Source organism: Undibacterium sp. GW821-FHT07F11 (assembly GCF_059418665.1).
This window is the reverse complement of record NZ_JBWKQH010000006.1, coordinates 160,484-179,710: the sequence shown is the minus strand read 5'-3', so window position 1 is coordinate 179,710 and position 19,227 is coordinate 160,484. Positions and strand designations below refer to the sequence as shown.

General features: G+C 48.0%; 20 protein-coding genes. 6 read left to right on the top strand and 14 right to left on the bottom strand.

Translation table 11 applies throughout. The features are described from left to right. Nucleotides 1-357: 357 nt before the first annotated feature. Nucleotides 358-696 (top strand): hypothetical protein, encoded by a 339-nt coding sequence (locus AC07OI_RS16470; RefSeq protein WP_495257958.1) that lies wholly within the window; start codon nucleotides 358-360, stop codon nucleotides 694-696. 117 nt (nucleotides 697-813) lie between these two features. Beyond that, nucleotides 814-1,344: a PH domain-containing protein gene (locus tag AC07OI_RS16465; protein ID WP_492704748.1), complete on the top strand. Its 531-nt coding sequence runs from the start codon at nucleotides 814-816 to the stop codon at nucleotides 1,342-1,344. A gap of 7 nt (nucleotides 1,345-1,351) precedes the next feature. On the opposite strand, the gene AC07OI_RS16460 is transcribed toward AC07OI_RS16465, so the two are convergent. Next, the gene (locus AC07OI_RS16460; protein WP_495257957.1) at nucleotides 1,352-1,987 is read right to left on the bottom strand and encodes a DsbA family protein; all 636 of its coding nucleotides are present in this window, start codon (nucleotides 1,985-1,987) and stop codon (nucleotides 1,352-1,354) included. A gap of 350 nt (nucleotides 1,988-2,337) precedes the next feature. Here AC07OI_RS16460 and AC07OI_RS16455 point away from each other — a divergent pair, with 350 nt between their 5' ends. The 4 genes from AC07OI_RS16455 to AC07OI_RS16440 are packed head-to-tail and all read left to right on the top strand — an operon-like array spanning nucleotide 2,338 to nucleotide 4,712. Next, nucleotides 2,338-3,216, top strand: a complete 879-nt coding sequence (locus AC07OI_RS16455) for a UbiA prenyltransferase family protein (protein ID WP_495257956.1) — start codon at nucleotides 2,338-2,340, stop codon at nucleotides 3,214-3,216. Next, nucleotides 3,216-3,656: a hypothetical protein gene (locus AC07OI_RS16450; protein WP_495257955.1), complete on the top strand. Its 441-nt coding sequence runs from the start codon at nucleotides 3,216-3,218 to the stop codon at nucleotides 3,654-3,656. Before AC07OI_RS16455 ends, AC07OI_RS16450 begins: the two co-directional genes overlap by 1 nt. Further along, nucleotides 3,653-4,306 carry a hypothetical protein gene (locus AC07OI_RS16445; RefSeq protein ID WP_495257954.1) on the top strand — a complete coding sequence of 218 codons (654 nt, stop codon included), beginning with the start codon at nucleotides 3,653-3,655 and terminating at the stop codon, nucleotides 4,304-4,306. The genes AC07OI_RS16450 and AC07OI_RS16445 overlap by 4 nt, the downstream gene beginning before the upstream one ends. After that, nucleotides 4,296-4,712, top strand: a complete 417-nt coding sequence (locus AC07OI_RS16440; protein ID WP_492704743.1) for a hypothetical protein — start codon at nucleotides 4,296-4,298, stop codon at nucleotides 4,710-4,712. The genes AC07OI_RS16445 and AC07OI_RS16440 overlap by 11 nt, the downstream gene beginning before the upstream one ends. A gap of 67 nt (nucleotides 4,713-4,779) precedes the next feature. Here AC07OI_RS16440 and AC07OI_RS16435 read toward each other — a convergent pair whose 3' ends face one another. From AC07OI_RS16435 to AC07OI_RS16375, 13 genes are all read right to left on the bottom strand, one after another. Further along, nucleotides 4,780-6,222: a hypothetical protein gene (locus AC07OI_RS16435; protein WP_495257953.1), complete on the bottom strand. Its 1,443-nt coding sequence runs from the start codon at nucleotides 6,220-6,222 to the stop codon at nucleotides 4,780-4,782. A gap of 112 nt (nucleotides 6,223-6,334) precedes the next feature. Beyond that, complete coding sequence (gene icmT / locus AC07OI_RS16430) at nucleotides 6,335-6,622, bottom strand: IcmT/TraK family protein (protein ID WP_492704741.1); 288 nt, start codon at nucleotides 6,620-6,622, stop codon at nucleotides 6,335-6,337. A 9-nt stretch (nucleotides 6,623-6,631) separates the two neighbouring features. Beyond that, nucleotides 6,632-7,894, bottom strand: coding sequence for a type IV pilus twitching motility protein PilT (locus AC07OI_RS16425; protein WP_492704740.1), 1,263 nt, complete (start codon nucleotides 7,892-7,894; stop codon nucleotides 6,632-6,634). A 13-nt stretch (nucleotides 7,895-7,907) separates the two neighbouring features. Beyond that, entirely contained in the window at nucleotides 7,908-8,852 is a 945-nt protein-coding gene (locus AC07OI_RS16420) for a type IV secretory system conjugative DNA transfer family protein (protein ID WP_492704739.1), read from the bottom strand. A 19-nt stretch (nucleotides 8,853-8,871) separates the two neighbouring features. Then, complete coding sequence (locus AC07OI_RS16415) at nucleotides 8,872-9,405, bottom strand: DotD/TraH family lipoprotein (RefSeq protein ID WP_492704738.1); 534 nt, start codon at nucleotides 9,403-9,405, stop codon at nucleotides 8,872-8,874. A gap of 508 nt (nucleotides 9,406-9,913) precedes the next feature. After that, on the bottom strand, nucleotides 9,914-12,949 hold the full coding sequence (locus AC07OI_RS16410) for a putative type IV secretion/conjugal transfer ATPase (RefSeq protein WP_492704737.1): 3,036 nt from the start codon (nucleotides 12,947-12,949) through the stop codon (nucleotides 9,914-9,916). 281 nt (nucleotides 12,950-13,230) lie between these two features. Beyond that, nucleotides 13,231-13,635: a hypothetical protein gene (locus AC07OI_RS16405; protein WP_492704736.1), complete on the bottom strand. Its 405-nt coding sequence runs from the start codon at nucleotides 13,633-13,635 to the stop codon at nucleotides 13,231-13,233. Nucleotides 13,636-13,785: 150 nt separating this feature from the next. After that, nucleotides 13,786-14,382 carry a hypothetical protein gene (locus AC07OI_RS16400; RefSeq protein ID WP_492704735.1) on the bottom strand — a complete coding sequence of 199 codons (597 nt, stop codon included), beginning with the start codon at nucleotides 14,380-14,382 and terminating at the stop codon, nucleotides 13,786-13,788. Between the two features lie 20 nt (nucleotides 14,383-14,402). Continuing rightward, nucleotides 14,403-15,476, bottom strand: coding sequence for a hypothetical protein (locus AC07OI_RS16395; RefSeq protein ID WP_495257952.1), 1,074 nt, complete (start codon nucleotides 15,474-15,476; stop codon nucleotides 14,403-14,405). 67 nt (nucleotides 15,477-15,543) lie between these two features. After that, on the bottom strand, nucleotides 15,544-17,019 hold the full coding sequence (locus AC07OI_RS16390) for a DotG/IcmE/VirB10 family type IV secretion system protein (protein WP_495257951.1): 1,476 nt from the start codon (nucleotides 17,017-17,019) through the stop codon (nucleotides 15,544-15,546). Next, a complete protein-coding gene (locus tag AC07OI_RS16385; protein ID WP_495257950.1) occupies nucleotides 17,020-18,087 on the bottom strand; it encodes a DotH/IcmK family type IV secretion protein in 1,068 nt (355 codons plus the stop codon). Nucleotides 18,088-18,100: 13 nt separating this feature from the next. Next, on the bottom strand, nucleotides 18,101-18,826 hold the full coding sequence (locus tag AC07OI_RS16380; protein WP_492704731.1) for a DotI/IcmL/TraM family protein: 726 nt from the start codon (nucleotides 18,824-18,826) through the stop codon (nucleotides 18,101-18,103). Between the two features lie 17 nt (nucleotides 18,827-18,843). Further along, a complete protein-coding gene (locus AC07OI_RS16375; protein ID WP_495257949.1) occupies nucleotides 18,844-19,191 on the bottom strand; it encodes a hypothetical protein in 348 nt (115 codons plus the stop codon). Nucleotides 19,192-19,227: the final 36 nt, after the last annotated feature.

Below are 19,227 nucleotides of genomic sequence, written 5' to 3'. Positions count from 1 at the left end.
GTGAGATACGCTCCAATATCCATCCCTCAATATCTCATTAAATCAAGTCATTGATTATACAAACAAAAGTAACAAAATCAAGAATAATATATTAACTAACAACTCTAATTTTTATTCATCTTTGCATAGCAAAGGATGAGTGAAAAGTAATCACAATGGATGATGGCATACAAAAACAAGCTTGAACTAATCCAGGTATTACTAAATAATAGTCAATAATTTCCAGGTAAAGGCTTGCCAAAAGATAATTATGTCTAAGCATTTTGATGGCAAAAATCGGGTTTTATGAATGAAAACGCTGCGCAAATGCATGACAAGCAGTCTGCGCTACTAAAAAACTGCAGGTCCGCAGAAAAAATGAAAAATTCCACTCATATGCATACCAGTACGAGCTTGGTCAAACCAGGTGATACTGCCAGTGCACCCGATCTCAAAGACCCCAACATCACGCCAGGCAGCATACTTGACCTGGATGCGGATGGCCGCCGCGACACCAAAGAAATGAGTTTGCATGCGCTGTGGCATCTGCAGCATGGCGACACCATGATAAACGGACAGGTGACGCATCCCGAGCAAAATTGTGTGCTGGCATTGCCTGAATTACTTCCCAGCACAAATATTCCTGCCTTGCCGGTCCCTGTTCCGGCACAATACAAGGATCCGTGCATACCTGCGCCATATGAAGACGAAGATTAAATTGCGATTAAGTCGCGGAAATCTTGCATTCATCTCAACCTATGACCCGGCATGACCCAATAAGATAGGCCATGGTCAGTTTGACCAGGTCTTCTTCTGCACACAAAAAGGATATGAATGAGCGAGCAATTGAACGAACAGAGCATGCCATGTCCGGTATGCCGCGAAACCATTAAAGTCGGCGCCTTAAAATGCCGGTTCTGTAATTCCAATCTGAAAACAGCTGCTGTTGAACAAGAGGCAGAAACCGAGCGTGTGCTGTACTCGGGACACCCAGCCGCCATCTACAGCGCATGGCAGTGGCTGGCCGTGATCTGCACCTTGGGAATCGCATTTATTTATTACTGGATGGAAAGCATCTCTGTCACTTACCACATCACGACTCAGCGCATCAAGATAGAACATGGCGTACTGTCGAAATTAATGGAAAGCGTAGAATTATTCACGATAGAGCATTTTGATGTCTACAAGCCGCTTGGTATGCGTCTGGCGGGCTACAGCAGCATCAGACTCAGGTCATCCGATGCCAGCTCTCCAATAATCAGCGTTTACGGCATTGACGACCTGGAAAAACTTGCCGATCAATTGCGTGAATGTTCTTTGCGTGAGCGCAGCAGACGCAAAATTACTTCGATCATTCAGACCTGAGACCTGATTAAAATGCCGTCGGCTTGCCGGCATTTTTTGTGTAGAACTCTTTGACCTGATTCAATAATGCAGCTTCGACGGCCTGATTATCAGCATATTCTTGCGGCAAAATGATGGCGCGATTGAACAAAATGAAAACGGGTACGGAATAAATCCCATATTGTTTGGTCAGCAATTCAGCGCGGCTTACATCGGCCTTTACTTCCGCACTTTTAATGGTTGTAATGAATTCCGTTACCGGAACAGCTTCTTTTTGCAAAAAGCTTCTGATAGAGTCAGGATCACCTGCATTCAGGCTCTTGTCCTGGATGGCGACAAATACCTTGGCGCGCAACTGGTGCTCCAAACCCATCCTGCGCAAAGCATAGTAGATGGCCGCTTCCCTTTCACCTACCTTGCTGTCACTGCGCCAATTGGCAGAAAAGATTGCGGGTATCTGCTCAAACACATATATCCCTTGTTGAAACAAGATAGATTGCTTGGTCTGCCAACTGGTGATATTGGGTTCAACGGCACGGCAGTGCGGGCAGGTGTACATGAAAAATTCGAGAATTTTCTTGTCCTCTGGCTGCGCCGCAATGGCTGCCTGCATCAATTCTTTGGATTTTCCCGTATCTGTACAGGCAAACAACAAGCTTGACACCAAAAAAATTCCAGAAATTTTCAGAAAAATCTTCCACATATCATTGTTTCGCATTTGTTAGCTCAAACCCCAAGGTAGTTTCAATATTGCATTGCATATCAATGCAAATTTGCTTATCAGATGAAATAGTAATGCATTTTCCCGTCAATTATTCTTTTCCATAAGCGATTTATTTTGTATTTATATTGAGTTAAACTCTAGTAGTTAAATAAAAATAATCAAACGGGAATATTTTTTTCTGCATACAGGCATACCAGCTGAATGCGCGGAACCATGGCTGTCCCTGGCATATTCATCATGCTGGCAAGCCGCTGACCTGAAACTATGTAAAAGAACAAATGAGGTAGCGAATGGAGTATTGGAAACTGGCTCGGTGGCCACATTGGGCCTCAGGTTTTTTTGCCTTGATGGGCATTTTTTATGCGAGAAAGCTGTTTGATGCAAATTACCTCGCCATTTCTTTCTGGTTCTTTTTTCCTTTCCTGCTGGCTGGCATCGCTTCAGAATTATTGGTTACGGCCATCAGCCTGAAAAAGAATGTACGCCTGTTGTCTGAAACCGAAAGACATCTGGCCAGGCGCTTCGACTGGAAAGTTATTGCCAGTTTGGCGGTCGTCCTGTTTATCACGGCAGCAGTACTGGCCAGCCTGTACACAAAGGGCATACATAGTAGCTGGTTCGTGATTGCCATGGCAGTCTTGTCCCTGATATACGGTCTGGTATTGCGTCAGGTATGGCTGGTGGATGTCCTGAGCTTTCCTTTGTTTTACCTCATTCCAGCAGTCGCAGGCACGCTTGATACCATGCTGCCTTTATTTGCAACGCAGATTCTGCTGGTGTATATGTTCGGTGTGATGGCGTATGCAGTAAGACTGACCTCCATGCTAGAAGTTTCCACCATTGCCAATGAAGACCATAGTTACATGATGGCAGGCGGTATCTATGACCGTCATTTGATGGCTTACCTGCTGGGATTAAGCGGTGCCACCTTTGCCCTGGCCATGGCTTACCATTTAATAGAACAAGCCAGCAGAATGGGAAGGGTCTCTCTCATCATCATCCCGTTGATGATCTATATCATCACCCATGTGACACAACATTACCGGGTCTATGTAAAAGCTCAAGGGCCGGAGAAAAGTTTTCGCGAAGTAGTGTGGAATTTGCGCGTGAAACTCTGCACCTGCAGCGCTCTGATTTGTCTGGCCATCGCGGTTAACTGGGGAATTTGATGACATCCAAGACTCGCGTCAGCCTGGTGTTGCTGAGCTATCTTTTAATTGGTGGACTGTTGCTGGCATTGCCGGTACTTTTACTCATCGTAAAAGACATACCATACCGTTTTGAAATGCTGGCCGGTTTCTATGTCTCACTGTTCTTCGCTTTTGTCATCAGAGCCTTCATGCTCGGCGGCGGCCTTGATCTACGTCTGAGTACGCAGATCAATGAAGTGTATGGTGTCAGCTTGCAAGATATGCCGGGCTGGTTTATTGACTTGCAATGCATGAGTTTATTACGGATCTTTGGCGTATGGCTGGTATTTCCAGCTGCATGGTCATCTAAAATTATTCAACAAGCTGATTTATTCCATGCATATGAGCTGAGCCTGGATGCATGGCTAGCTACTCCCTCTGCATCTCTGCAGACCAGGGAAGAAGGGAAGACATCTTGAGCTACACACTTTTTCTGCACACGCTGGAACAAAGGCGCGATGAAGATGGCCACGCAGGCTGTTACAGAGATGATGCCATCAGGGCATTAGCACAGGATGATCTGTCATCCATGTTGAACAAAGGCCGCGGCCTGGATATCAGGAAGGATGATGTGATGGCGAAAAATAGACTGGAAGAATTAAATCAACTTTTACAGTCAGGCAGTAAACCTGATTTTTCTGCTTCAGATGCAGCCTGCAATCCACAGTCATTTGACGTCAAGTACGCCAGTGCAGTAGAACGTTGCAATCTCTTTTTAATACAAAAACAATTGACCAGCCTGAATACCCAGGCTGCCCGCGTAGATATGGCAGCCAAACTGACAGGTGTTGATACGAATAATATCAAAGCTGAGTCTCTTCAATTGCCTGAAAACCAGGTACTGCTCAAAGAACTGGAAGCATTCAGAAAATTAAGTATCAATATCGCTGGCTTACTGGCTTTCGATATATCAAGACAAGAACGCTCAGAGCATTTGCAAAAAAACATACAGCAGATAGGCGTAAAAGCCAGAGAAATACTGAATGCCCTGTCACCTATCCATCATGACTTGAAGCTGGAAGCAGAGGAAGTAAAACAAGCCAATACAGGAATCAGAAATGGAAATTGAAAATGCGTGCTTTTACCTGATCAAAGATAAGGGCAATGAGAAAATCGTGTTCACGCTATCAGATGGCGTCAAGGACAGATTATGTTTTATTGAGCATATGAGTGCCGGACTAGAAGAGTCTTTTGACCCGGTCACTTCCACTGTCGTCAAACGTATAGGCAATGCGGCAGAAGTCTGGGAAGATGAATTTGCGGCGAAAGTATTGGGTATACTTGTCCATGACGGACTGGAACTCGATACCCTGGAGTCGCTGAAATTGGTACAGAAAATTCGCCAGCAATCGTTGCCATTAAGTGACTTGAATGGCATACGGAGCTTGGTCTATCAATTGCATGAAGAACGCAAAGAAATCGAAGCTTCACGCAGTAATTTGTGGCGTACCTTTGCACATCGCTCTGCGATTTGAATCATCAGGCCAAAGAAAAAGGCACCGCTTATTATGCGGTGCCTTTTTTTGTTTACTCTTCTGGCACTTAATCGGTGACGATAATCAATCGTCCCAACAATCTGGATTCGATTTGGCGGATGCGCTTGCCTGTTGCAATTTCAATTTCACGCAGGGCGCCGTCAAAAGTACCAAAGAAGGTGCCGCCCATTTTTATATCCTGGTCCTTGGTCTGGTAAGACAGTGAGTAACCATTCTTGGAAGCCAGACGCAATAGTGCATTGCGCAAGGTTTTATCATTCAGTGAAATTTCCCATTTGGTGCGTGGTGCTTCCACTACTTCGACATTTGCCTGTACCGGGAAAGAAACGACATTATTGTTGACCGATGTCGTCGACACTTCAGTGATGACGTTATTATCGATCACAGATGAGGTGCTTTGCGCTTCAGCAGCGTCAAATTTGACTTTTCTGACTATGGGCTTAACTTCATCCGCACTTGCAAGCGCAGCATTGGACAGACCCATCTTGCTCATTCTATAGCCTCCAGCTGCAGGCATTGGCAGGCGGTAATCGGCCCTTACCATTTTTCCTGCAGTCACAGGTTTGCTGTCACCATCATCAAAGCTGATAGGCTGCGCAACTGGCTTGGTAGTCGTCGCATCTTGCGGTATGGATGACGGCTCAGGCTTGACTTGCTTGCTGCGGGCATTCAATTGCTCCAGCTTTTCGCGATACTGTGCTTCCAATGCTTCCAATTGTGCCATTTTTGCTTTGGTCGCTTGCTCTACACGCTGGCTGATCATGCTGTCTATCGCACCATCAGGTACCCGGACACCGACGTTCGTGCTGCCGCGGCTGTCACCAACCTCACCCAAGGCACGTACTGGCACGTCAATAGTGGCAATCGGTACTGAACGCGCTTCAGTGATGGCTGCTTGCGCAGGCTGCAAGCGCAAGGCAATCAGCGGTTCCGGGGTTTCATATTGCTGTCTTACCGTAACATGACGCAGGATGCTTTTATCTTTGCCCTGACTGAACAACTGAGATGCATAAGCCCGGTTCGACATGGGAGCCAGGGTAATTTCCCGGTTTTCCCAATTGATGTCAGCAATCAAGCGGTTTTTGAGCAGCATACCATCCAGGGCGATGACCCAAGTCTGGGCACTATTCCACTCAATTTTATTCCTGAGATTCACGCCTTTCAGTGCAAACACGCGCCAGCCCTGGCTTTCCGGTACGATGCCGCGCAAGCCGGTGAGCATGTCCACACCCTTGTTTGCCGCAACCGGTATCATTACCATATCCATGTCGATACGGCCATGATGCAGCGTATTGGCTGTTGCGCCAACTACGCGTTCTTCACGGACATCGACGACTTTCCTCTGCGCACCTGATATCTGATAGACATAAGGTGTGTTGGGATTGCTGACAACTTCAAACCCAGCCATTGCACCAGGCGCATATGCAGCAAGCCCAGTGGCAAAAATGCTGGAAACAAGGATGCTCAATAAATTACGTTGATATTTCATCAGTAATCACTCCAGTAGCTCAGTGCTACAACAATTAAATTCTTATTTGATACTGAAACCCAACCATCATCCGGGATGCGCGCGATATAGCGCATGAGTCTCAAAGCAGTTGCTAACTACGATAACGTTTCATCTCATTCCAGTTTTTCGCATACCGGACTTTGCCACCGATAAAACAGCGAACCAGGCGAAACACTACCATGGGCGAATACTTGAAACGCTCCAGTATCGTCAGTGCGACAATCACCGTTATGGCTGTAACAAAGGTGAACATATTGGCGTGCAATAGCCAAAACACCAGCGGGAAAACTGCCACGTAGTTAATGCCTAAAAACCGTAACTCCCTGGCAGAATCGCGCCAGATTACCTTCGCGGTGCCGTCATCTATATTGTTTGCCATCCCGATTCCTTATTGAGGTCCGTCACTGCCCAGCATGCGTTCTGCCTGACTGGCACTGACTTCATATTTTTTGTATTCAATCTCAGAAATCATCCCTTCGCGGTAGTAACGACGGGCTTCATCCACCAGTAATTGTTTTCTTTCCTTGACGATGGAATGTGTCAGGAAAGGCAGCATATTGACATCGGCACCAACCTGCTCGATCAGACGCGTTTTCACCTCATCATCGAAGACCAGGAATTCACGCAGGGCAATACGCTTGAAGTTACCATCATCATTTTTTTCTGTTGACGCAACCAGACGCTGGGTCAGGATGACCTTGGTAGTATCAATCAGATCAACCATCTTCGATACCCGCTCTTCATGCGGGAAAACGTTGACCATGCGCTTCCAGGTCTGGCCTACCGAGTTGGTGTGCAGGGTCGAATACACCGCTTTACCCACTTGTGCTGCCTGGATGCCGGCATTGATGGTTTCATGATCACGCATTTCACCCACCATCAGAATATTCGGATCACGCCGCACCGCATTACGGATAAATTCTGAAAATGACTTCAAGTGACGGCCTATTTCATGCTGGGCTACCATGGATGAATAGCGCTTGCATTTATCAAACACGAATTCGATGGGATCTTCGCCTGTCAGTATGCGTTTATTTGATTCTGGCTGCTCCAGTATGTAGCGGATAATCGCTGCCAGCAGCGTAGTCTTGCCTGACCCTGTTTCGCCAGTCACCAGCACCAGGCCAATTTCAGGAAACAATTGCTCCATCAAATCGTCCGGCAATTTCATGGCCGATATCTCAGGCGGATTTTCCTGCAAGGGACGCATGACGATTTCTACACCCGGGCCTGAAGGTGATAGGCAACCGGTAGCATTCATACGAAAGCGTACGGAAACGCCGCGTTGCCCTTCCAGTTTCAATTCGTAGGCATAATCGATAGCCTCACCACCACCAAGTTTGGATGGGCCATTGGTGCCATACACTTCAGTGACGATAGTATTGAGTTCGCTGGTTTCCAGGCTTCTCTTGGTCAGTTTGAAGATGGGCTTGCCCACCCTCACTTTGACTGGATCACCGGTCTTCAGATAAATATCTGAAACACCAATATCCAGGCAATGCTGCAGCAAGCGACGAAAAGAATTTTGCTCAAAAGTATTCGGTACATCCTTGAATGCATAGCGTGCTTCGACTGCTTCGCGGTCAAACGTCACATCTTGATTCTTTGCTGACTTGGGAGCGAGCGAAATGGGCTGTACAAGCGCGGACATAATTAACTCACAATCAAAAGCTGGGGAACAACATCCAGTCGTTAGAATTCAAATTGAATTCAGGGCGCTCAGTAATCGTCAGCGTAATATCATCAATGGATATGCCCGTCTTGCCATTGCCCGTAACACCCAGGCGGTTACGTGAAACAAAAGGTTTGGTGACCAGGTTTTGCAACAACAGATACTGATAGCGTTGCATGCCAGAAAAATCCTCGTTCAACATGGCCAGGTTTTGACGATAAATCGCATTTGCCTGATCTACACCTTTGTCCCAGCCCTCAGCCAGAGCCTGGTTCCAGACCCGTTTTTCTTCATCATTTTTGGGGAACAAGCTGGGATGCACATCGTTACCTGGCACACCCGCATCAAAAACCAGATAATTTTCCCAGATAGGGATCGTGGTGATCAGGCGAGCCTGCTTTTTAATACGGAAGCTGGCTTTGGAATAACGTAATACGTCACCCTGGCCATCTTTGTCACTCAGGAGATTTTTTGCTCCCAAAATAACCGGTGGCTGCATGACGCAGTTTTCATTTGGTCGCTCAGCAATCAGCTTTTGCGAATAACGGTTTTTTTCTTCTTTACCGCAATCCAGCATGAGTGGTGCAAAGTTGAATATCCTGTCCATTTCTGACCGGTGACGGTACAAAAATTCCTTAATCAGGATAGATCTGGCGACCAGGCCATTACGTATGCCCAGACCATAGGCAGCTTCACGCACAGCAGCCACGCGCAGGTCGCGTATGTCACTGCCCTTGAATGGATCATCTTCGCTACGTTTGGCCTTGGCAATATTCTCTGCAGAAAAATCGCTCATTGAAGGCGCCGCAGTATCTCTTGCCGTATTTTCCGCACTGACATTCACAGTGACAGGTTCGCCTTTGCTATCGTAGGCAAAGGCAGTAGAAGCGCACAACACAGCCATGGATGCGGCAATGATTTGACTTACTTTGAACATACAAGACCCGTTATCAAAATTAGTCAAAGAAGCGAACCAGCACTTTTCTTCTTGCTTCGTCTACCACGATATCTGCACGTGAGCCAGCTTGTAAGCCAGCATCGCGCAAGATGGAAGCGATGGACTGTTCTCTGGCATTGATTTTTACCATGACAGGTATCGAAGGAACGCTGCCTTCAGGTTGCATGTACTCATAGCCCGAGCGTATCGCCATTTGGCGCGCCACTTCCTGTATCGGTCCAGCTTCCCAGACAAAACTGATTTTCGCAGTCATGCCATAAGGCTCTTTGGTGTTGGCCGCTTTGTCCATTTTCACCTGCTGCGCAGGCGATAACTGAGCTTTTTCAACCGCAGCACGGGTGTTGCTTGCCTCTGCCAGCAATTGCGAGTTGCGCTCTATCGAGTCTGCGGTTGACAGCAATTGCTGCTGCAGGGTCACCGTCTCGGACAAACGGGATTTCTGGTCCTCCGCCACTTTGGGATTTCTCGTCTGGCAACCAGCCAGGGTTGCAGAAACAACTAACAAGCTGACAGCAAATTTGATCTGATTCATGGATGAAGTCTCTGAGTTGCGAACGCGCATCGTTTAAAGCCCTGTCGATATAAGAAATTTCACTACCTCCATGTCAAGGATGGAATGGAATTTCTTATTTATTTCCATTTCTACGAATGAAAATCAAAATAATAGGAAAACTTTAAGACAATGATAGCATAAAATATTTTCAAAATTTGTTGAAATTACGGCGTCTAAATAGAGTATTTTGATCAGGGCTTGGGATTTTGAACTTCCTGCAACAAACAACGTCATCAGAATAAAGATAGCTGCGTCTTTAAGCTCACAAAACAATTGCTTGTGGGGAAATTCACAAGAAATTCAGCAAGTGCGGGGGTTTAGCAGTGTTATGAATGTGCAGAGAACCAGATATGGACATGATCAACAATCCGCGACTTCATATCATTCATGAAGCCAATGAAGCGACATTGTTAGTGACGCCACTCAAAGACGGGTAACAATGTTTGCCACCCGTCTTCAGTTCAGCATCTGGGGATATACACTTTCCCTATACCAGCGCCGCAGCCCGCTTTTTCTCTTCAAGATCTTTCTTGTGAGAATATTTCAGCAATTCCTCAGCCATGCCTTCAATGATATTGGTGTCGTCGTCTTCACCTATCATGCCAGTCGCAGATTTTTTGGCTAGTTCACGGCGTTCGATTTCATCCATGGCAGAGCCGTCCGGGTAATTCTCCGCCAAGACCCTTCTGGCCTTGGATGAACCAATGGCACGGTACAACTTGTCCCTGAGAATAGTATCTTTGCGCGTCGTTGAGAAAGCCCACAACTCCATAGGACCGACAGTGTTGGTCAGCAATTGCTCGTTCCTGTGTTTCTTGGTCGAGAAAATCGCCAGGAAAGTCGAACCACCAGAACGGGGTGGATGCACCCGGCCAGATTCCAGCGCATGACGTGCTGTTTTGGATAAACCAAAGCGGTCACCAATTTCCTTAACCTGGGCAGCGTCACCACCATCAAGGACAAAAATGGACGTCGCAAACTCCACCATCTCTTTATCAAAGTCATTCATGGATTGCGACAACAGGCAAACCTGTACGCCCCATTTACGACCCTCACGCATATATACCAGGACCTGGTCACGCACCACAGGTGAGTTTTCAGTCCTGTGGAATTCATCGAAGACCACGCGTTTCGGATCTTCCTTGATCTCATCAACACGTCCCTTGTGATAAGCCTTGTACAAGGAACGGCATTCCTGCAAATTTTCCTCATTGAAGAAGAAGTTACGTGTGCCTATGAATTGCCCCAACATATACATGATACCGGTACGGCGGTCAGCAGCAGCACCACCAGATTTAGCAACTTCATCCAGATCAATCGCCACGATGCGGGTGTCACCAATATCAAACTTGGTCGTCGACGTCAGCACCGGATATTCACGCAAGACCGACTGTATCATACGTGAAAATGCATCCACGATGGTTTCAGAAGTTGCGGTTTTCGGTTTGGTATACACGTCCCTGAAAGACTGATCTTGCACTACGGATGTCAGGTCATTCATGTTCGGTACGGCAAAACGCTGTGCCAGGATGGCTTCATGCACCATGCCGTTCCTGAACAATTCGTCCGTGATATCCCACCAGGTGGTGATCTCGTCAGTATGCAAGCCCAATGACCTGACTGCTGCATCGACTTTTTCATCCTGATGTTCAGAATAACGTTTGGGACTTTTCTCTGGCGAATACAGGCGGTAAGCCTCATCCACGACCATACCGCAGATATCCGGCATACCATCGTAAGGCTCAGTTTTACCCATGGGCATGGTCAACAGTGTCAGCAAGTTCACCAGAAATGCACGCTCTTGCGGTATAGGATAATGATAACCAAGCTGAGTATCGAAAGGATTGACCGCATATTCTGGCGTCATGCGCAGACGGAAATAATTGGCCAGATGCTTGAGATTGGGTGGCAAGGCATCCTTGACCAGAGAAATCAAACCGCTCGATGAGGGGCCGATATCAATGACGGAAATGCGGGGCAAGCGCTTCAAACCAGGCATGACGCAAATCGCCCAGTTCAACATGTTCGACAAGACAGACTTACCTGAACCCGGTTTCGCAAAGATGATATCAATCCAGGTAGTCTGCTTACTGGAGCCCGGTTGATAAGGCCAGAGCTTGCCGTCTGGCGAACGGAATAATACCGCACCCTCTTTCCATGAAGAAGCCGGGCGCTGCAAAGGCATCATGTAGACGATGTCAGGCAAAGGCGCAATGGCTGGTGTGCCCATATTCTTTGTGGAAAATCCTACCAGGGTAGATGCAACGCCTTCGAAGGGATCACCACTCTTGTCGAATACTTCTATACCGCCCCAGCCTTCAATGGCACGTGCCAGCCTTTGCTCCCTGCTGCGTAGCAGTTTTTCCTCACCAACAGGAGCCCAGGTGGCAAACGACATGGATACCTTGACGACCGTACCGCCTTCCATGTCCTGATAATTCTGCAATGCCTGCACAGCATTATTGGCCAGCTTGTTATTCGATGAGGCAAAGGAAATCAAGGCGGCGATCATTGACTTCATGCCAAATCCGCGCACACCGCCGCCTTCCATCATCATGGAATAACGCCATGGCAAATCTGCCTCGCGGAGGCGGGCAAACAATCTTTGGAAGGTGTTGATATCTTTGGGGAAGAGATATACGTGGACGGGCGCAATGATACGGTCACCTATGCGCAACCATTTGCCATTCAATTCTTCTGCATCACGCGGCATGATCTGATGTTCTAAGCGTGGATACAGTATGTCCGATACATCACGTGGATGTGGGTTTTCAAAAGCACGTGGAGATATCTTGTCGCCCAGTAATCTGGGTTTCCACAATTCATCTGTGTAATCAGCATCGTAGGACATACGCGCCACTCGCAATGCCGTGTGCGCATCCAGGATTTCACAATCCAGGCCTGCTGTTTCCAGTTCCAGCCTCACTGAGCGCTTGAAAGAACTATGCCTGTCACGCAACTCGCGGATCGCAGCAAACAGGTACTGGCTATGCTTCATAACCGGTATGCTGTGTTCTTTATTGAACTGCACTTTTTCTTTGGCAGCGGCGGCAGATTCTGCCTTGGTCATGGAAGAACCATGGGTCCACACCACCAGATAACATTCCTCATGGGAAGTGTACTGCGACATATGAGCCACTTTGGCATCGAACATGTCTTGCACATCCATTTGCAAATTCCTGGCGGTTTCCCTTGAGCCCTCCAAAGCATAACGGATGTCACGCACAACAAAGTCTTTATCACAGCCAAAGACGATTTGCATATGATGCCCGGCCGTGCCAAAAAAAGCCTCAATACCTTGCATCAGTGAGCGGTGTATGACCGCAAATTCTTCCGTACCGACCAAAAATCTCGCGCCGTCAACCCGGATAAAACTGATCAGGGATCCATCTTTGGCCACCAGCGTGCTCTCATCATCTGTAGTTTCCAGCTCGCAATATACCGAAGCAGCACTCCGGAACATGGAACCAGCCCAGTAGACGAATTCATCCACACCTTCAAGAACAGAATTTACAACTGACATACTTTCCCCGATCAAATAGAATTCATTTCATATGAGTGATCAGCACTAATTTTTTAGACAGGCAAACTTTTCGCTGCATAAGAAACATGCCTGACATCGCGCTTCCGCAAACGCTTTTACAAAAAAACCCCGCAGACAAGGCCTGCGAGGCTTTTTGCGGGCTTTCAGAAATTTCTACCATTGCGCAAATGGCTGCAACAGCAATTTTCAGCAATCTTGCTCACACCAACATGCTGCGCAACCCTTGTTTCGCAGCATTTACAACTCGGAATACCGTAATATTAAGTTCCAAAGCTGCTGTAATCATAAGAGACCTTGTCGCTCTTCTGTGTACCACCCCACAAGGACTGACCGGCAGTAGTCATCAGTGATGGCAAGTACAGCAAACCAGCAGCAACAGCCAACATCACGATAGGTGTGGACAATGGCGTTTGTTGAGGATTATCTTTATGTGCCTTGAATTTGAACATCGAGCCACCCGCCAATGCAACACCAGCCATGTAACAGGCACCTTGTATCATGACCTGTACACCGTTAATACTCTTGGATGCATTCATCGCCACGTCACCAATCGACGTACCAGCCTGCGCGAATGCCAGTTCTGGAACCAGCGCTACTGCCAGGCCTGCAGCCACGCCCAACACAACACCCAGCTTGCCTTTAATACTCTTGTTAAGTTTTTTCATGGAAACACTCCTAAGCTTGAGAAATAGATGCAACAAAATCCGGTAACAACATCAATAAGAATACCTTAGACCAAAAATGCTTTCAAGTTTTTATACAAACAAAAGTAAAAATATTTACCTTTTTCGTACATCCGTCGAAAGAGTGCCACGCTACGGGAGAATAATGTTGCTGATACCCAATGATTTCTGCAAAACTTCTGAAAGTCCGACAATATTCAGGCAAAAAGTCCCCCCTACCAACAAGACGATGGCACGTTTGGCAGTATCTTCTTTATGCCCGCCACCAGAACCCAGCATCTTGAGTGCATACCAGCCACGGGCAAATGCGATCAGGCCAATCAGGTTGACAAAGCCGATGACAACCCGTGCCGCCTTAATACCTTCCGCGTCCAGAATGGTGGAAGTGGTATAGGTCATGACGGTGCTGGTGCCAAATGTGGAAATCAGAAAGGTGTCGATTGAAGATGAAAGATAAAACATGCCTGTCGCTGCAAGCAACGTCATGACCACCGACATAGCGCCTTCATCAGATTTTCTTTCACCTATGCGCTTTAACTTGAACATGGAAAAGCCAAACAGGAACATTGCCACCACAAAACACATGGCCTGCACAAAGTTCCACAGCCCGGGTATGCTCTCACCAAACGTCAGCAGCATGGTCATGGCTGTCGGGCCAGCAGCAAAGGCTGGCGCTGTCAGCAGACTGGCAACTATGCCGAGGGAAAATCGAAAGCGAGATATTGACATCAAAGGCCCCAAACCTGTCATCAGTTATAAGTACGCCCACCAGCCTGGAAAGATTTTCTTTCAAAATCTATTCTTTCCAGACGCCCCAGACCTTCCATGTCACCACCCAATTCAACTTCATGGGTCAGCCCATCACGGTCACGGTACAGCACACGGTCACGCAAAATAGTCAAACCTTGCAGGGACAATGCCTTGGGTGCTGCATCCGCAGTCTGCGCGCGCGAAGGTAAGTTCAATGTCTGCGCACCATTTGTTTTCGAAGCAGTACGAGATAACTCTGGTGTAATCGCATTGCCTGCTTTGGCTGTATCAAATAGCATGACACGCCCACTGGCTTGCTGAACCTGCTGAGTTGGTCTGGCATTCGCCTGTGCTGGTTCACGTTGTGATTCTTGTGCTGCGGCTGGCTTATTGGATGTGCCGCAGAAAGCACGTCTTGGTTCATATTTGCAGAGTTCGGCTTCCAGTCGCAATTTAGTCAGGCCCAGATCATTCACACGCCCTTCCAGCATGCTGACATATTGCTCGCGTTTCTGCGCATCCTGGGCAGGTGCGTAGGATTGCGCAACTGGTGCTGTTTGCGCTACAACAGGCCTGGCCGGCACGGGCGTCGCTGCCGGCGGTATTACAACTGGAGCAGCGGCAGGAGTTGCCGCATTAGGGTTATTACGATTTTTAAGCTGTGCCAACGCTACCAGATCCTCATTCTGAGGCTGGCTGGCGGATGCCGGTGCCGACTCCACTGCAGGCTTTTCTGCGGTCGCGACAACAGCTGCCTTGTCTTTTGCTTCTGCCTCATTCTTCTTGCGCTCGGCCTCTTGCTTTTGATTCTTGAATGCCTGCTGTTGCTGCTGGCGCTCTTCATTTTGCATGTTCTGGAATTGCATGTACTTGGTGTATCCAAATACGCCCATGACAAACAGCATCAGGCCACCCATGGCCAAAAACATGGTCTTGTTATTATTCTTTGCCGCTATCGCAGGCAAGGGAACTACTTTCTTTTCACCTTCTTTTTTTGCAGTTGCCGAGGCAGCTGCATCTGCATTTTCTTCCTGATCACCTGCAAGGCCATCCCAGTCATTCATACCCATCATTCTTTCCTTATCTTCAATTTATTTTTGGCTTTTCGGTCAAAAATAAAGCTGCATTCAACAAGCGGATTTAACGTTGGCCATACACAGGCACTTGCCCATACAATGCCGGCTGGCCACCATAGGCTGGCTGGGGCGCGTACACTGGCTGCTGGCCATAGGCAGGCTGTGGTGCATAAACTGGTTGCTGGCCATATACACTCTGCTGACCTTGCTGAACCGGAAGCGCTGGCGCATAAGTATTCGCCATCGCAGGTTGCGGCAATGCACGTCTTGCGCCATTAGCCGCGCCCGCTCCTTGCACCGGACCACTATTGTCTGCGTTGACCCCTTCGACATAGACGATGTCTGCCGCCACCAGCAAACCTATCTCCGTCTGCGAATAGACTTCCAGGGTATTTGGCCTGTTCGTATAAGGTGCCAGCGTACTGGCGACCCGGTTCATGGTCTTTGCTGCACCACGGGCAATCAATTGCTGGTTAGTGAGTTCTGACTGAGTGACAACAGTCGGCGAGCCATTCTGTCCATAAAGAACAGTCGAATTCGTCTGTGCCTTGCCCTCAGCATAACCCTGGGCAAAATCAACGATGGCAGCCAAACCGAATTTAGTCAGCAAATGACGGTCAACATTGTCAGCCACCGCAGCACGTTTGGTATCACGGTCTACAGCGAAAATTTTAACGGGGATGGAACGTTCAAACTTGGGATGATTCAGCGAAGTAAATTGAATCACTGCCTTTTCTGAGTATGGCGCAGTCTGCCCCGCCAGAGCACCTAACAGCTTCCCTCCCTTGAACGGGCCACTCAGGATATATGCTGTGACCGCACTAGGCTCGTCCGTATTCATGCCTATATCGATGCTGCCGTAAAAAATATCCCCTGCCCTTGCGAACACTTGCCCCTTCTTTTGCGGGTCCGCTTTGGCTCCAGGCTGTTCTTGTGATTCTTTTTCCTTCTTGTCAGCCTGATTATTCTCACTGCCTACATAGGCAGTATAGAAAACCCGTGATCCTGGCTCCCACACTTCATTAATCTTTGCTTTATCGGCTGTCAGTTTGCGCTTCCAGTCATCGACTTTTTTCTGTTGCGCCGCTTCTGCATCGCGGATCTCTTGTTCTGTCGGCTCACGTGGACCGGCATACCTGCCAAAGCCATTTTCTGCATTACGTGCTGCGTACATAGTAGGATCTATCGCATTGCCCGTGGTGGCGACAGATGCCGGCGCAGTGTCAGGTCGCATGGTGGCGATAAAAGTTTGCCCGCTTGAATCAGCACGCTTGGCAGCATCTTCATTCGCAGCCTTGCGTAATTCAGACTGCTGCGCATCAACTTTTTTGGGATCAATGACAGTCTTTTTATTCGCGTCAGCGGGTAACGCTGCAGTATTCGTAGGCCCGCCCTGTTCCTTTTCCAGAGCACTTTTTTTAAGCATGCCATTGACTGCCAGCGCGACGCCTGCGATCAAAACAACAGCAACACCTATTACCATCATGCGGGATTTTGGATTTGTCAAAAATCCTGGTCCGCCTGTTTTCTTTTCTGCCATTTAAAACCCCGACACGCGTAATTCAACACTCTTACCTTCTTGCGCTGCGTAGATTACCGGTGTGCGCGCAGGAAGCTCATAAACATTGGTGCCATCAATGGAGGACATGGTCCCCGTCCATGATGGTGAGCGCACTGAAGTCTTATTGGTCAGGCGCAAATACATTTTTCCATCCAGCATCCAGGCTCTGGCATCAGCCCCCTCAACTTTGAGTTCCTGTGCTTTTTCTGGCACTACGCCATTGAGCATGGAAAACATCGAAGACGAAGCCTCTGGCGGCATTTGCTTTTCTATCAGTGCAGCCGCATTCGGGCCACGTACCGGCATTCTGGCATCAAGGCGTACATCGGTTTCTTTTTGTCCCGTCACCAGGCGCACAAAAACCGGCGTACTCATGCCAGCCAAAAAGACTTTCAAATTACCGTAGGCATAATCCTTGATAGGCTCCAAAGCAATTTCATGCGGATTATTATTGGCATGAAATTCCACCGCAAACATGGATTTGGATGGCGCAGAAAATTTGACGACAGGCCAGGGATTACCCGTTGAATCTGTGAATAACAGAGATGAATTCTCATTGACGTTCAAACGCATTACCGGTATCACTGAGCCCGGCTGCAGATTCACGATAACAGAGGAAATTACCGCTCTATGCATCTGCCCGTCAGGTGTGCGTACTGAACGCTTGAAGTCATCAATACGGTCGTAATAGCGATTAATCTCATCCCGGTTAAATGTCACGGTTTCATCAAGCAGCTCATCAAAAGCCTGCTCTTTGGGATCACGAAATTGCGGCATCTTGAGCTTGGTACGTGGCCTTGCATAACCATCTGGCGATGGCAACATGGCAGGATCACTGTAGCGCGCATTGAGTTCTGATGCAGTCAGTTTGGCCGAACTGGCAGGACTCACCGCTTGCTGGGCAGGATCAACTGGTGCAGGCACGGCACTTGGCAAAGCCATTTCACCGGGCTTGGCAGGCGTAGCCTGCCTGGCATGCGCAGCACTGCCAAGCAGGCCTATGAGTAGTGCGCAGGCAAGCTGGATATTTTTGTTCTTGTTCATCATCAACGACCTCAAATCACCGCTCGAAAGTACTAAAGCTATCGATCACCACGCCACGCGGATTTTCCAGAGGAGAAATTGCGCGCAGGTTCATTTTTATTATCAGTTTTTGCTTGATTGGACTCTGTCCGAATGGCGTATAGGTCACATCAATCGGCATTTCCACTTTCCACATATAGACACCATTCACTTGTCCATCGCCAGTAATAACAGGGCTACTGGTGACGACTGCAGAAACCAGCATGGATTTTTCTTTGACTGTCTGCAGCGTACCGGACTTATCCAGTTGCTCCATATAAGCTTGCCAGCCATCAGCACTGAAATAATCAATATTGCCCTGGAACTGCTTGCGATAGTTCACATAGTCATAAGTGAAGATCGATGTCACCGATTCAGCAGCCCAGGTCAGCAGCGCATTCTTGGATATGGTAGGACGGCTGATGGGGCGCAATTCAATAATGCGCCCGTCATTTTCGGCGGCTATATACAAGGGCTTTGGGGGATTGCGGTATACGTCATACAAGGCATATGCCATCAAGATCGTCAGCACCAGCAAGCCCGCCACCACTTTCTGGATGAAGCGATAGCGATCAAGATAAAACTCGGCACGCGCCATATTCAATTCAGGCTGTCCAGTGGTTTCCTTGACATTACCACCGGAATTGGATGAATCAACTGCATGCGCCGACTGCTTGACTTCTGACTGAGGCTGCAATTTTTGTTGAGCTATGGAACCAGACATCTTGATCCTCTTACACGTTATGGATACGCCGATACGGCATTTGTCGCTGCATTTACTGCTGCCTTTTCTGTCGCGCTTACTGACGCTTTTACCGCCTGTGTCGCCTTGACCTGATCGACACTGTCAAACTGCCTCAACTTCACCAATAAACCATTGCGCGTGGTTGCATACAGATCCCTCTGAGGAAAACTGCCGTACACCAGAAACATCGCAACCACCAGAACGATATTCACGCCAACCAGACCCAAAGCGAGCACAGTCATGCGACGGAAGTTATCCCGGTAGAACTCAAAGCCATAACGCCTGGTCTTTTTGACCACAGGCGGAAGTGAAGGCTTAACAGGTATTGCTGGATCTTTTTTCATAGAAAAATTTAGAATTCTTCAATTATCTTAACATGT